The following is a 13,030-nucleotide window of genomic DNA, read 5'->3' on the forward strand; positions in this document are numbered from 1 at the left end:
CCTCCTAGTAGCTGAACCGCTGGGTGTTGCCTTGCTCGGTCTGGAGGTAACTTGCCGCGGCGGAGGCCAGTGCCAGGTTGATGGATGCCAGCGAGGCCTCCACTTTGTTCTGGGTCAACGTCCACTCAGAGATGAGGGCTTGGAAATTGTTGGCCGCTGATCCCTTCCACGTGCCTTGGAGCTCGTCCAGCCCGCGTTTCATGGCTTGGACGTCGGCGCTGATCCGATCCACGGTGGCTTTGACGTTGGCGGACTTGAGCTGGAGCTGTTCGGTATCGACGGAGATAACGCTCATAGGGCGTGGCCTTTCAACTAAAACGGGTCCGCGGCTGCGGCTGGCTTGTGATCTACACCCTGAGCCTAGAAGCCCTCACCTGGACCCGACAGGGCCGAATCTCCCTATGTGGACAACTGTGGGCAGCCCGCTGAGCCAACCCGCGCAAGCGCTAGTCGGAGATCTCTGCCTCGGCGATACCCGCATCTTCAGGCACCTCGGACATGTCGTCCTGGAAGGGCAGGCTGACAACCAGGGTGGCCCCGCCGCCGTCGGTCTCGTCAACCCTGACGGTACCGCCGTGCGACCCGACAATTGCCGCGACAATTGCGAGGCCGAGCCCGCTTCCGCCGGTCTCACGCGTGCGTGAAGTGTCAGCCCTGTAGAACCGCTCGAAAATCCGGGGCAATTCCTCGGCCGGAATACCACTGCCGTGGTCCCGCACCTCAAGGACGGAGAATGGGCCGTCCGGAGTGTTCCGGACCCCGACGGCGAGCTCAATCGGCGTTCCTTCGGGCGTGTAGCGCAGGGCGTTGCCCACCAGGTTTCCCAGGACCTGACGAAGCTTGGCCTCGTCACCCTGGACCGGGGCACTAACGGCGGGGCCGCCGTCGAGCCCTGTCAGCGAAATCTTCCGCTCGCCCGAAGTCGCGAGGGAGTCCACCACGGCGTCGTTCGCCAGGAGCTGCAAATCGACCGGTTTGAGCTGCAGCGGCCTTTGTTCATCCAGGCGGGCAAGCAAGAGCAGGTCTTCCACCATGGATCCCATGCGCTTGGCTTCGCTCTCGATCCTGCCCATGGCGGTGCCCACGTCTTCCGGTGTGGCAAGGGCTCCGTGGCGGTAAAGCTCGGAGAAACCACGGATGGTGACCAAGGGGGTACGCAACTCGTGTGAGGCATCGGCTGCGAACCGCCGCATCCTTGCCTCGGAGGCCGCACGCGCCGCGAAGGACGATTCGATGTGCGCGAGCATGGCGTTGAGGGAGGCGCCCAGGCGGCCGACTTCAGTGACCGGATTCTCGATCTCCACGCGGCGTGACAGATCACCGGCGGCGATGGCGGCCGCGGTCTTTTCAACGCGCGAGAGGGGGCGGAAGGAACGCGCAACAGTCCAGGTGGCAATGAAGAACGCGAGCACCAGGGTCAGGAGTCCGACGCCGACCACCACGAGGGTTGCGTGTTCCATGACTTTGTCCACGGGGGACAAGGGCAGCCCGACGATGACCACCGCGTTTTGCCCTGTCCGGTTGTCAACGACGTTGACCGCAACCACGCGCCAATTCCCGCCCGCGGTTCCACCCACCTGGAAGGGTGCGTAGTTGCGCTCCTTGGCTTCAGCGGGACTGATGCTGGCGATGTTCGGCCGATCAGTCTTGCTGCCGCCGAACGGATAGGGCGGCTGGCCCTGGATGTAGAGCGTCAGGGAATAGTCCGTGGGCACGGCGGGGCTCGCCTCGGACAGGTTGGCAAACGATTGCTGCTGCTGGGCGATCTGGACAGCAGCCTTGAGCTTGTCATCGACTTGCCCTTGGAGATAGCTCTTGACTAGCGTCAGCGTCCCGGCGCCTGTGGCGGCCAAGGCCAGCAGCAGCAGCCCCATGATGATGGCAACCAGCTGCGACCTGAGGGAGGCCGACTTCCAACGGTTAAACAAGGTCAGCGCTTCTCGGCCGTCCGCAGTACGTAACCGACGCCACGCTTGGTCTGGATCAAGGCAGTGGCGTCCGGATCAATATCGACCTTGCGCCGGAGATAGGAGATATACGACTCCACGATTGAGGCATCGCCGTTGAAGTCGTACTCCCAAACGTGGTCCAGGATCTGCGCCTTGGAAAGCACCCGGTTCGGGTTCAGCATGAGGTAGCGCAGCAGCTTGAACTCGGTGGGTGAGAGCTCGATGATGGTGCCGCCGCGGCGGACCTCATGCGCGTCGTCGTCGAGTTCCAGGTCGTCCACGCGGATCACGGCGTCGTCGTCTTCCATTGGCTGCGTGCGGCGCAGCACGGCGCGTATCCGGGCCACCACTTCATCCAGGCTGAAGGGCTTGGTGACGTAATCGTCGCCACCGACGGTCAGGCCCGTGACCTTGTCTTCCGTGTCGTCCTTGGCAGTCAGGAACAGGACAGGGAAGTGCTTTCCGGCGGCCCGAAGGCGGCGGGTGACGGTGAACCCGTCCATGTCGGGGAGCATGACGTCCAGGACCGCGAGGTCCGGGGCGTGAAGATCGGCGGCAGCGAGCGCTTCGCGGCCGTTCGACGCCGCAACGACCTCAAAGCCAGCAAAACGCAGCGAGGTGGAGAGCAGCTCACGGATGTTGGGTTCGTCGTCGACGACGAGCAGCTTGGCTTCGGGGCCGTTCTTTTTCATACCATTCATGATGCTCCCAGTTTCTGGGAGTTGACTGGATGCTTGGTGTGAGAATTGTTGGTGTGCCATGGTTGTGGCACCGGGCTAGCTGCCGAGAGCCAGTCCGACTCCGAGCCCAGTCATAGTGAGCGCAATCCCGCCGTCGAGGATCCGCCAGGATGCCGGGCGTGCAAAGAAACCGCGCAGCAGTTTCGCGCCGAACCCGAGTGAACAAAACCACAAAATACTGCCCAGCATGGCTCCGGCCGCGAACCACCACTGCAGCCCGGGACCCTGCGCGTTTGCCACTGATCCCAGGAGCAGCACGGTGTCCAGGTAGACATGGGGGTTGAGCCACGTCAGGGCCATGACGGTGGCCAGCGCGGCCGCGAGCCCGCTTCGATCGGAACCCGACAGCTCGGCGGATTCGAGCGCTTGCGGCTTGAGGATTCGCCGCGCAGCCATCGCGCCGTACGTGACCAGGAATGCCGCGCCGACATAGCGGAGAACGACGACGGCGGCAGGCGCCGCAGTGAGCAGGGCCCCTGTGCCAAGTACCCCGGCCGCGATGAGCACGGCATCCGAGATGGCGCACACGGCAACGATCGCCCCGATGTGTTCGCCCCGGATTCCTTGCCGGAGGACGTAGGCATTTTGGGCGCCGATGGCAACAATGAGGGCCAGGCCTGTGCCGAGGCCCAAGCCGGCAGCGTGGAAGACGTTGGGGAAGTTCATGCTTCGAGGCTAAGTTTCACCTTCGACATTAGTCCAGCTAAATAAACTTAGGCATCGTAAGATCCTCTTATGGCTAGATTCTCTTCCGAACAGTTGCACACCTTCGCCGCGGTGCTCACGGAAGGTACGCTCGACGCCGCCGCCCGATCACTGAACATCACGCCGTCGGCCGTCTCACAACGCCTCAAGGCGCTTGAGCAAGCGGCCGGCAGGGTGTTGCTGCAGCGGAGCAATCCCGCGCAGGCCACGGAGTCTGGACAAGTGGTGCTCAGGCTGGCCCGGCAGCTCGCCCAGTTGGAGGCAGACGCCGAACTCGAACTGGGCCTTCCGGGCGAATCGCCCATGGTCTCGGTTCCGATCGTGGTCAACGCGGATTCCTTGTCCGTCTGGTTCCTCAAGGCCCTCACCAGGGTGCCTGCGGAGCTTAACGCTGTCTTCGATCTCCACCGGGACGACGAACAGTATTCGACGTCCATGCTCCGTGCCGGAACGGTGATGGCCGCCGTGACCGCCACTCCCGAGCCGGTGCAAGGCTGCCGGGTGGAGCCGCTGGGGAGCATGAGATACCGCGCCGTCACCACCCCGGGATTCAGGGCCAGGTGGCTTCCCGACGGCGTGGACGTTGCCTCGTTGCGCGCAGCTCCGGCCGTGGACTTCGACCGCAAGGATGAATACCAGCACCGTTTCCTGGAGCTCCTGGGCGGCGCGGCACGGGGGACGGATCCTGCAGGGCCGCGCCACTATGTTCCGTCCAGCCAGGAGTTTGCCGAGGCTGTGCGCCTGGGACTTGGGTGGGGGCTGCTGCCTGAATCGCAATGTGGCCGGGACATAGCCCGTGGATACTTGGTGGAACTCGCGCACGAGCGTCCGTTGGACGTGCCTTTGTACTGGCAAAGGTGGCGGACACCATCGCGGATATTGGACGCGGTGACCGAGGCGGTCCGCAGCACCGCAGCGGAAGTCCTGCGGAAGGCCTGACAAACTGCCCAAAAGCCAACACGCCGGGGGCACAGTCCTAAATTGTCGGAGGGCCGTCCCACACTGGAGCCATGGAAAACAAACAAGAATCACGCGTTGAAATTCAAAACGTCGAATTCCATGTCAGCTACCTGGACACGCTCTCCGGACGCATCGGGCACGAGGAGTTCAGCGACCGTTCCGCCGCTGAACGATTCGCCGCTGCGCAGCTCAAAGACGAGGACTCCTGGGCCGTCGTCGACATCGTCGCGCTGCAACCGGCCCGGCAACAGGAGCGCGCACGGCAGCTGGTGGCCTAGCCCTTAACGTGGACAGCCCTTAAGCCGGACAGCCCCTACCCGGCGGGCACGTCCTTGGCGTCCATGATCCGGTAGGCGTAGCCCTGCTCGGCGAGGAAGCGCTGCCGTTTGGCGGCAAAGTCCTGGTCCAGGGTGTCCCGGGCCACCAGCGAGTAGAAGCGTGCCGCTCGGCCATCCTGCTTGGGACGAAGCAATCGTCCCAAGCGTTGAGCCTCTTCCTGGCGGGAACCGAAAGACCCGGAAACCTGGATCGCCACGGATGCCTCGGGCAGGTCGATCGAGAAGTTGGCCACTTTGGACACCACGAGGGTCTTGATCTCCCCGGCCCGGAAGGCATCAAACAGCTTCTGCCGCACTTTCACAGTGGTATCGCCCTTGATCACGGGAGCGTCCAGGCGCTCACCGATCTCGTCCAACTGATCGATGTACTGGCCGATCACCAGCAGCTGCTCGCCTTGGTGCAACGCTACGAGCTGCTCCACCAAATGGGTCTTGGTCTCCGATGTCGCGCACAATCGGTATTTGTCGGCATCCTCCGCCATCGCGTAAGCCACGCGTTCGTCCCGGGGCAGGTCCACCCGGACCTCCACGCAGTCTGCCGGGGCAATGTAGCCCTGGGCCTCGATGTCCTTCCAGGGTGCGTCGTAGCGCTTGGGGCCGATCAGGCTGAAGACCTCACCCTCGCGGCCGTCCTCGCGCACAAGCGTCGCGGTCAGCCCCAGACGCCGACGCGCCTGGAGGTCAGCGGTCATCCGGAAGATCGGAGCCGGCAGCAGATGGACTTCGTCGTAGATGATGAGTCCCCAGTCGTGGCCGTCCACGAGTTCCAGGTGCGGGTAGAGTCCTCCGCGTTTGGTGGTCAGGACCTGGTAGGTGGCGATCGTGACGGGCCGGACTTCCTTGACCGCGCCCGAATACTCGCCGATCTCATCCTCCGTCAAAGAGGTCCGCTTGAGGAGTTCGTCCTTCCATTGCCGGGCAGCGACCGTGTTGGTGACCAGGATCAGGGTGGTGGTGGAGCTCGTAGCCATGGCTGCTGCTCCCACCAAGGTCTTGCCCGCACCACAGGGCAGGACGACGACGCCGCTGCCGCCCGCCCAGAAGTTCTCCGTGGCGAGCTTCTGGTATGGACGCAGGTGCCAACCGTCCTCGTTCAGGGCAATCAGGTGCGGAGTGCCGTCCACATAGCCGGCGAGATCCTCGGCCGGCCAGCCGAGCTTGAGCAACAGCTGCTTAAGCTGTCCCCGCTGCGAGGAATGCACCACCACGGTTTCGCCGTCGATCCTCGGACCCAGCAACGGTGCGATTTTCTTGGCCCGGATGACCTCTTCGAGTACGGGGTAGTCGTTGGTGCGCATGACCAAGCCGTGCTGCGGGTCCTTTTCCAGGCGCAAGCGGCCGTAGCGGGACATCGTCTCTTCGATGTCGATCAACAAGGAGTGCGGGACCGGGAAACGGGAGTAGCGCAGGAGCGTGTCGAGGACTCTTTCGGCGTCCAGCCCCGCGGCGCGCGCATTCCACAGGCCCAAAGGGGTGAGCCGGTAGCTGTGGACGTGTTCAGGGGCGCGCTCGAGCTCGGCGAACGCCGCGATCGCATGCCGTGCCTCGGTGGCGAGCTCGTGGTCCACTTCCAGCAGGATGGTTTTGTCGCTCTGTACGATCAGCGGACCGTCGCTCACTATTGCTTCCTCACTTGCTCGGATCGCCCGCAGGTTCAACATCGATGATGCGATGGATGGACAAGACTCTTTCGGTGTCCCTGGCAGCGTCGAATACCCTGACCCGGCCACCGGAAACCGATACTGGAACAACGGTTTCGGTGTTGGAATTCCCCAAGCCGTCAACCACGTTCATGGTGACCGCCTGCTTCAGCCGGATGGCTCTCTGCAGCGTTTCGAGTCCCAGTTGGGTTGCCGCCTCGCCGGTCACTTCGCCGTGGACAGTGCGATGGTGCCTCAGCAGCGCAAGCTGCGCGTCGACGTCCTCGTCCGGAGGCGCGGTCCGGGGCGCCGTGTACACGGGGCGGACGCCAGCGGCCATCGCCGTCGTCCTCTTATAGCGCACGACGGCGGTCTCCGCCTCCTGTACGGCCGGCGAGAGTCCCAGCTCGCGCAGCACCCTTGCGGTCTCCCGGGGACTTGCCGCGGAGGTCAGTACTGTGGGGGCGATCCGGACAAGTCCCAGGCTTGCGGCCCCCGGATCCCGGACCAGTTCGGAGATGGCGGACTCGTCGTCGCTTTGGATGAAACTGGGGCTGCTCGCGACGCGCAGCCGCCCGTGCCTCGAGGCGATGTCCTTGATGAGGTACCGAAGTGGCTGGGGAACGTCCGTAGCCGAATGGGCCCGCAGGAACGCGAGGATGCTTTCCGCGTCCTGGCCGGCGTCCAACGCGCGCCGGATCGAATCTCCGGAGAAGCGGAAGATCGTGGCTGGCCCCTGCCCTTCGGCGTCGGCAAGCAGGAGCAGTTTTTCGCTCAGTTCAGGTGCGAGGTATCCGGGAGCGACGGCGGTCAGGTCTGCTTGGAGCAGGACATGGTTAACGGCTGCAGGCAGGTGCTCGCCGAGGATGCTCAGGGCCAGATCGGGCTGTTCGGTGGCGATCGCCGAACCAAGCTGGGTCAGGGCGCCGGAGCCCATGAGCCCCAGGAGTTCCGCTTCGTGCAGGATGCCGCGGACGAGGGAACTGAACCGCCGCGACATCCGGGGCTGGGACCATTCGGCGCGCTCCATGACGGTTTCGGCGTTGAGGACGGGTGCCTTGCCGTCCGGTGCTTCTGCCTCAACGGTGAGTTCTTCGAGGATCTCCAGGATCCGCTTGCGGACCAGCGGGGCGTCGGGGCGTTGGGCCTCGGCGGACAGGGCATTGATGGAACTTGCCGCAGAGCCGGATCGCGGTGCCGCCGTGGCAGGCCCGGGGAGGGTTTGGCCCACGAGAGAGGGAGCGCGCTCGCTCGCGAGCCAAGCGTTGACCAGCCAGAGCCACTGCTCCTGGCGCGGGAGGGTGAGCCATTCCAACGATGGTGGCTGAACCCAGGTGGAACTGTCGACATCGAGGCGCAATAACCCGGACAAGGCACTGATTTCGAGTATCAATGCGGTCTCCGACAACCCCAAGCGGAGGCTGTCGGCCAGGCGTTTGAGCTCACGCACGCCCACTCCTCCGCTGCGCAGGGTGGCCAGCGGCTGCTCGCGGACCGCGTGCAGGAGCTCACCCACCAGCCGGAGAACTTCGGCAATGGCACCCATGGCGGCATTGCGGCGCAAGGCGGCACTCGTGTGGCCTAGTTCCGGCACCGGGGGCTTCAAGGTGAAGTGGTCCACGATCGCGCCCCCGCGCAGGGACAGGCCGACGCTGTGCGGTAGTTCGACGTGGCCGGCGTCCAAGGGGACAAGCAAACCGCGGGCCAGGAGCCAGTCCACGGGCCCGACGTCGCGGCCTTCGTGCAGCACGGAGGCCTTGCGCTGGGCCTGCGGAACGGCGCCCATGGCCCAGCTTCCGAACTTGTTCAAAAGGGGACGCGTCCGTGCGGGTGCCTCGGAGAGGATGTGCTGAAGGCTCTCCGGAGTCGAGGTCCAACGCTGCAGCGCCAGCGCCGCGTCCATGGGCGTCGTGGCGGCCAGGATGTTGGCGCCGCTTTGGTGGAGTTCGGCAACAAGGTTCACCACCCGCTGGGCGAACGCCGGCTGCAGCCGCACCAACTCGGTGTAGCTGCGGCCCAGTCCGGCCGGGTAGATGCCGATGACGTCCTTGAGGCTGCCCACCGGCAAGTAGAAACGCTGCCGGCCTGGATTGTGCACCGTGCCCGGCGGATCGGCCCGGTGGATGAGGGCGAGTTCTTGGAGCCGGTTCAGGATGGGCTCAAGCGCGGCAAGGGTGGCGCCGTTGATGCACTTCTTCAGACCCGCCGCGGAGACGCTGTGGCCGGTGTCCGTGTTGGTGCACAGGTGGAGTGTCTCCAGCACCTGCATTTCCGGTTTATTGAGCCTTTCAAGGGCGCGCTGTACGCTGACCCGGGCACTTGCCCGCGCCGCGAGTGCAGCGAAATCGGGGACCACGGGGGAGATGAGGTCCGGCCGCGCGGCGAACAGGGCCCGCAGCGAATCATCGCTGCGCGCTTCCAGTTCCTTGCTGAGCGCGCGAATGAGGGACATCAGTTCAACGTTACCGCCAGCCGGGTCCGCCGCAGGTTTTTCCGGCCGCTCATTGACGACGCCGTGCCCGCACGGAGTCAATCACCAATGCGGCCATCAAGATAAAGGCGACAGGTAGTCCGTAGAGAGCGGTGGACGTGACCCAGACCGGTGCCACGCCGTTGCCAAAAGCGATGGCCATGACGGTGGCCACGGCCGCAAGGGACAGGACTGCGACGACCGCGGCAAGGATCGTGAGCGGGCGGCGGAAGTCATGGGGAATCATGCGAGCAACGCTAACAGGCCCGGGTGCCGTCTGGTTGCGAAGAAAAGCCGGCGGGACCTGCCTGTGGACGCCTCAAAGCGCGAATCCACGGCCGGGCAGGATAACCTTGAAGCAATAGACCAACATGGTCCAGGCAGTCACCCCTGTTCCCGCAGTATGCTGCGGATGCGGTGGCGTGCCGGCTGTGTCTCGCAAGTCAGAACGAAGAAGGTTGATTACGTGCCCACCGGCAAGGTCAAGTGGTATGACAAGGAAAAAGGCTTCGGATTCCTCGCAGCAGAGGACGGCCAGGAAGTGTTTCTGCCCAAATCCGCGCTGCCCGAAGGCGTAGCGGATCTCAAGGCGGGCACCCGGGTTGAGTTCGGCGTCGCCGACGGCCGCCGGGGAGCCCAGGCACTGGGCCTTCGCGTGCTGGACAAGTTGCCATCCATCGCCAAAGCCAAGCGCATGAACGCGCGTGAGCTCGCTCCGGTAGTCCAGGACCTCGTCTCTGTCCTGGACAATCTCTCTGGCACGCTGTCCGCCGGCAAGTACCCTGAAGGCGCCAAGGGCAAGGCCATCGCCGCAGCCCTGCGCAAGGTTGCCGACGAGCTGGAAGCCTAAAGCTGCCATGACAATGGAATCCGCTGAAGCCGGTCCTCAAGTGGCCGGAGGTGATGCCGCTGCTGGAACCGCTGGCCCCGGTGCTGAGCGGAAGCCGGCAACGGCGAAACCCCGCACCGGCATCCCTGTGTGGCGCGTCGGCAAGCCGGACGCTTTTCTGGCGACCGCCGTCGACGTTGCCCGCAATGCGGTGGAGACCATTGCCAAGCCGGGTGAGATCGGACCGCACATCGCAGCGCGCTCCGAAGGTGAACGCGTGGTCACGCACTTGTTCGAATCACGGCTGGCCGGCTACGGCGGTTGGCAGTGGTACGCGGTAGTGACCCGTAACTCGCGCTCCAAGGTGGTCACGGTCAGCGAGCTTGGCCTCCTGCCGTCGGAGGACTCCATTCTCGCTCCCGAGTGGGTGCCCTGGGCAAAGCGCGTCCGCCCGGAGGACGAGGCTGCCGCGGCCGAAGAGGTGGCGGATGAGGCCGGCGCCCCCGTTGACGCGGACGACGACGGCGAACCCTCCGGTGAGGACGTCGACGGCTCCGGTGATGAACAAGAGAACGACGACGCCGAGCACATCGAGGCTGATTAACCCTTGGCGGACCCGGCGAGTGAATTACGTGAAGGTGGAAGCTGATGTCCACCTTCAAATCGCTGGGTGTCCTCAACTACCGCATTTGGTTCATCGGTGCCCTCATTTCCAACATCGGCACCTGGATGCAGCGGACCGCCCAGGACTGGCTGGTCTTCGCCCATCTGAGCAACCACGATGCCGGCGCCATGGGCGTGACCTTGGCCCTCCAACTGGGCCCGCAGCTTTTCCTGGCCCCGTGGGCCGGGCTGCTCGCCGACCGTTTCAACCGGCGCACGCTCCTGGTCATGACCCAATCCGCCATGGCGCTCCTGAGCGCTGGCTTGGGACTCCTGGTCCTGAGCGGCGCCGCGCAGTTGTGGCATGTCTATGTGTTCGCTTTGCTGCTTGGCGTCGTCTCGGCGCTTGATGCCCCGGTTCGCCAGACCTTCGTGTCGGAGCTGGTCAAGGACGACTATCTTTCCAACGCCGTGGCATTGAACAGCGCGTCCTTCAACGTTGCCCGCATGATCGGTCCGGCCGTGGCCGGCGTGCTGACGGTCGCGGTGGGGCCGGGCTGGGTCTTCATGATCAACACCCTGACCTTCGTCGCGATGCTCGGCGCGATCCGGGCCATTCCCACCGCTTCCTTGCGCGTCCAGCCGCGGGCGGCCGCGGGCAAAGGCCGCATTCGCGAAGGGCTTCGCTATGTCCGCAACCGCCCCGACATTGTGGTTGTCCTCGTCGCGATATTCATCATGGGCACGTTCGGCCTGAACTTCGTGCTCTTCATTGCGTCAATGGTCGGCACGGAGTTCGGCATGGACGCGGGAGCATTCGGGCTGCTCAACTCAGTCATGGCGATCGGCTCCGTTGCTGGAGCGTTGCTGTCCGCCCGGCGCGGCCGGCCGCGGATGCGGCTCATCTTCGCGGCAGCTGGCGGGTTCGGCTTGGCGAGCGGGCTGGCAGCCTTGGCGCCGAATTACACCGTGTTTGCCTTGGCCCTGATTCCCTGCGGCCTGTTTGCCCTGACCATGATCACGAGTGCCAACGGTTACGTGCAATCCACTACGGAACCTGTCATGCGCGGCAGGGTCATGGCCCTTTACATGGCCATCTTCATGGGTGGAACGCCCATCGGTGCGCCATTCGTGGGCTGGGTGTCCAACGTGGCCGGACCCCGGTGGTCGGTGGGCGTGGCTGCGGCCGCGGGCGTCAGCACCGCCGTCGTCGGCATTGTGTGGATCATCCGCGCGCGCCATCTGCGTCTGCGCTTCGATCGCAGCGCTCACGGGATGCGGTTCTTCCGCATCGAGTCCCGTAGCGCCGGCAGTGTGAATAGGAACCTTGTCAAAGGGGACAGCGTCATTAAAGAGGCCGGCGCCGACCGGGATCCCCACCCGGACGACGCCGACCAGTCCTGACCGCTGGACGCGGCCGGCCCTTACTTCTTCAGTTCGCCCACGACGAAGTCGATGCTGGCGAGCAATGCAGAGACGTCGTCCGGCTCGATGGCAACGAAGGTTGCGATGCGCAGCTGGTTGCGGCCCAGCTTGCGGTACGGTTCCGTGTCCACGATCCCGTTGGCGCGCAGAACCTTCGCTATGGCCGCGGCGTCGATCGAGTCATCGAAATCGATCGTGGCGATGACATTGGAGCGGTCCTCTGCCTTCGCCACGAACGGCGTGGCGTACTCGGAGGCCTCGGCCCAGGCGTAAATGCGGCTTGCGGAGTCCGCGGTGCGTCCTGAAGCGAAGTCCAGGCCGCCATTCTTGTTGAGCCACTGGACCTGGGCATCCAACGTCACCAAGGTGGACAGCGACGGCGTGTTGTAGGTCTGGTTGAGCTTCGAGTTGTCGATAGCGGTCTGCAGGTTCAGGAAATCGGGGATCCAGCGGCCGCTTGCGTTGACCCGGGAGGCGCGCTCGAGGGCTGCGGGGGAGAAGAGTCCGAGCCACAGGCCGCCGTCGGAGGCAAAGTTCTTTTGCGGTGCGAAGTAGTAGACGTCGGCCTCGGCAACATCGACGTCAAGGCCACCGGCTGCGGACGTCGCGTCAACCAGGACCAGGGCGCCATCGTCGCTGCCTTGGACGCGCTTGACCGGAGCGGCCACGCCCGTCGAGGTTTCGTTCTGCGGCCAGGCGTACACGTCCACGCCTTCTTCGGCCTGGGAAACCGGCCGGGTGCCCGGCTCCGACTTGATGATGGAGGATGCTTCCAGGAAGGGTGCCTTGTTGGTTGCCGAAGCGAATTTGGAACCGAATTCACCGAAGGAGAGGTGCTGGGCCTTCTTCTCGACCAGGCCGAAGCTGGCGACATCCCAGAACGCGGTGGAGCCTCCGACGCCGAGGATCACCTCGTAGCCCTCGGGCGCACGGAAGAACCGGCTAAGTCCCTCGCGGACGGAGCCCACCAGGTTTTTGACCGGCGCCTGGCGGTGGGACGTGCCGAGGATCGTTGTCGAGGCGGCGGAGAGGGCCTCGATCTGCTCGGGGCGGACTTTGGAGGGTCCGGCGCCGAAACGGCCGTCCTTGGGCAGCAAGTCGGCGGGGATAGTGATGCTGTTGTCGCTCACGGGGATGCTCCAATGGTGAAGTAGCGGCCTAGTTGGGTCGTGGCAGGCGGCAAGCTGCCCCCTTCGACTCCCCAATTCTGCCTGACGCCGCAGGCGGGGGCAGAACCGAAGGTGTCATAGTCCGCCACGTGGAAGCGTTCGTTCCGCCGGTCCAGTACAAGCGCCGGGCGGGGCGGCGGTGCAGGACCGGGGATTATCCGGAGTAATTCCAAATAAGCTAAGCTTGGAGCTGGCGCCCGGC

At 64.7% G+C, this 13,030-nt stretch carries 13 protein-coding genes; 5 read left to right on the plus strand and 8 right to left on the minus strand.

Going from position 1 to position 13,030, the window contains the following annotated elements; all coding sequences use genetic code 11:
- Positions 1-4: 4 nt before the first annotated feature.
- From J2S96_RS04150 to J2S96_RS04165, 4 genes are all read right to left on the minus strand, one after another.
- Entirely contained in the window at positions 5-295 is a 291-nt protein-coding gene (locus tag J2S96_RS04150) for a WXG100 family type VII secretion target (protein WP_306860193.1), read from the minus strand.
- A gap of 151 nt (positions 296-446) precedes the next feature.
- Positions 447-1,928, minus strand: a complete 1,482-nt coding sequence (locus tag J2S96_RS04155) for a sensor histidine kinase (protein ID WP_306860195.1) — start codon at positions 1,926-1,928, stop codon at positions 447-449.
- Positions 1,929-1,930: 2 nt separating this feature from the next.
- A complete protein-coding gene (locus J2S96_RS04160; protein ID WP_059388206.1) occupies positions 1,931-2,641 on the minus strand; it encodes a response regulator transcription factor in 711 nt (236 codons plus the stop codon).
- Positions 2,642-2,725: 84 nt separating this feature from the next.
- Positions 2,726-3,355 (minus strand): LysE/ArgO family amino acid transporter, encoded by a 630-nt coding sequence (locus tag J2S96_RS04165; RefSeq protein ID WP_306860200.1) that lies wholly within the window; start codon positions 3,353-3,355, stop codon positions 2,726-2,728.
- A 69-nt stretch (positions 3,356-3,424) separates the two neighbouring features.
- Here J2S96_RS04165 and J2S96_RS04170 point away from each other — a divergent pair, with 69 nt between their 5' ends.
- A complete protein-coding gene (locus J2S96_RS04170) occupies positions 3,425-4,333 on the plus strand; it encodes a LysR family transcriptional regulator ArgP (RefSeq protein ID WP_306860202.1) in 909 nt (302 codons plus the stop codon).
- Positions 4,334-4,404: 71 nt separating this feature from the next.
- Positions 4,405-4,632 carry a hypothetical protein gene (locus J2S96_RS04175; protein ID WP_306860204.1) on the plus strand — a complete coding sequence of 76 codons (228 nt, stop codon included), beginning with the start codon at positions 4,405-4,407 and terminating at the stop codon, positions 4,630-4,632.
- 35 nt (positions 4,633-4,667) lie between these two features.
- On the opposite strand, the gene J2S96_RS04180 is transcribed toward J2S96_RS04175, so the two are convergent.
- From J2S96_RS04180 to J2S96_RS04190, 3 genes are read right to left on the minus strand one after another with little or no spacing between them, the layout of a single operon-like run.
- Positions 4,668-6,311 carry a DNA repair helicase XPB gene (locus J2S96_RS04180; protein WP_306860206.1) on the minus strand — a complete coding sequence of 548 codons (1,644 nt, stop codon included), beginning with the start codon at positions 6,309-6,311 and terminating at the stop codon, positions 4,668-4,670.
- A gap of 10 nt (positions 6,312-6,321) precedes the next feature.
- Entirely contained in the window at positions 6,322-8,784 is a 2,463-nt protein-coding gene (locus J2S96_RS04185; RefSeq protein WP_306860208.1) for a helicase-associated domain-containing protein, read from the minus strand.
- 49 nt (positions 8,785-8,833) lie between these two features.
- Positions 8,834-9,049, minus strand: coding sequence for a hypothetical protein (locus tag J2S96_RS04190; RefSeq protein WP_306860210.1), 216 nt, complete (start codon positions 9,047-9,049; stop codon positions 8,834-8,836).
- Between the two features lie 219 nt (positions 9,050-9,268).
- Here J2S96_RS04190 and J2S96_RS04195 point away from each other — a divergent pair, with 219 nt between their 5' ends.
- The 3 genes from J2S96_RS04195 to J2S96_RS04205 are packed head-to-tail and all read left to right on the plus strand — an operon-like array spanning position 9,269 to position 11,638.
- The gene (locus tag J2S96_RS04195) at positions 9,269-9,652 is read left to right on the plus strand and encodes a cold-shock protein (RefSeq protein WP_059388199.1); all 384 of its coding nucleotides are present in this window, start codon (positions 9,269-9,271) and stop codon (positions 9,650-9,652) included.
- Positions 9,653-9,659: 7 nt separating this feature from the next.
- Positions 9,660-10,235 carry a DUF3027 domain-containing protein gene (locus J2S96_RS04200; RefSeq protein WP_306860212.1) on the plus strand — a complete coding sequence of 192 codons (576 nt, stop codon included), beginning with the start codon at positions 9,660-9,662 and terminating at the stop codon, positions 10,233-10,235.
- Between the two features lie 44 nt (positions 10,236-10,279).
- Positions 10,280-11,638: an MFS transporter gene (locus J2S96_RS04205; protein WP_306860214.1), complete on the plus strand. Its 1,359-nt coding sequence runs from the start codon at positions 10,280-10,282 to the stop codon at positions 11,636-11,638.
- Between the two features lie 20 nt (positions 11,639-11,658).
- Here the strand turns inward: J2S96_RS04205 and serC are convergent, their stop codons facing one another.
- Complete coding sequence (serC, locus tag J2S96_RS04210) at positions 11,659-12,789, minus strand: phosphoserine transaminase (protein ID WP_306860216.1); 1,131 nt, start codon at positions 12,787-12,789, stop codon at positions 11,659-11,661.
- Positions 12,790-13,030: the final 241 nt, after the last annotated feature.

The sequence above is a fragment of the Arthrobacter bambusae genome (genome assembly GCF_030812595.1).
Lineage (GTDB): Bacteria > Actinomycetota > Actinomycetes > Actinomycetales > Micrococcaceae > Arthrobacter > Arthrobacter bambusae_B.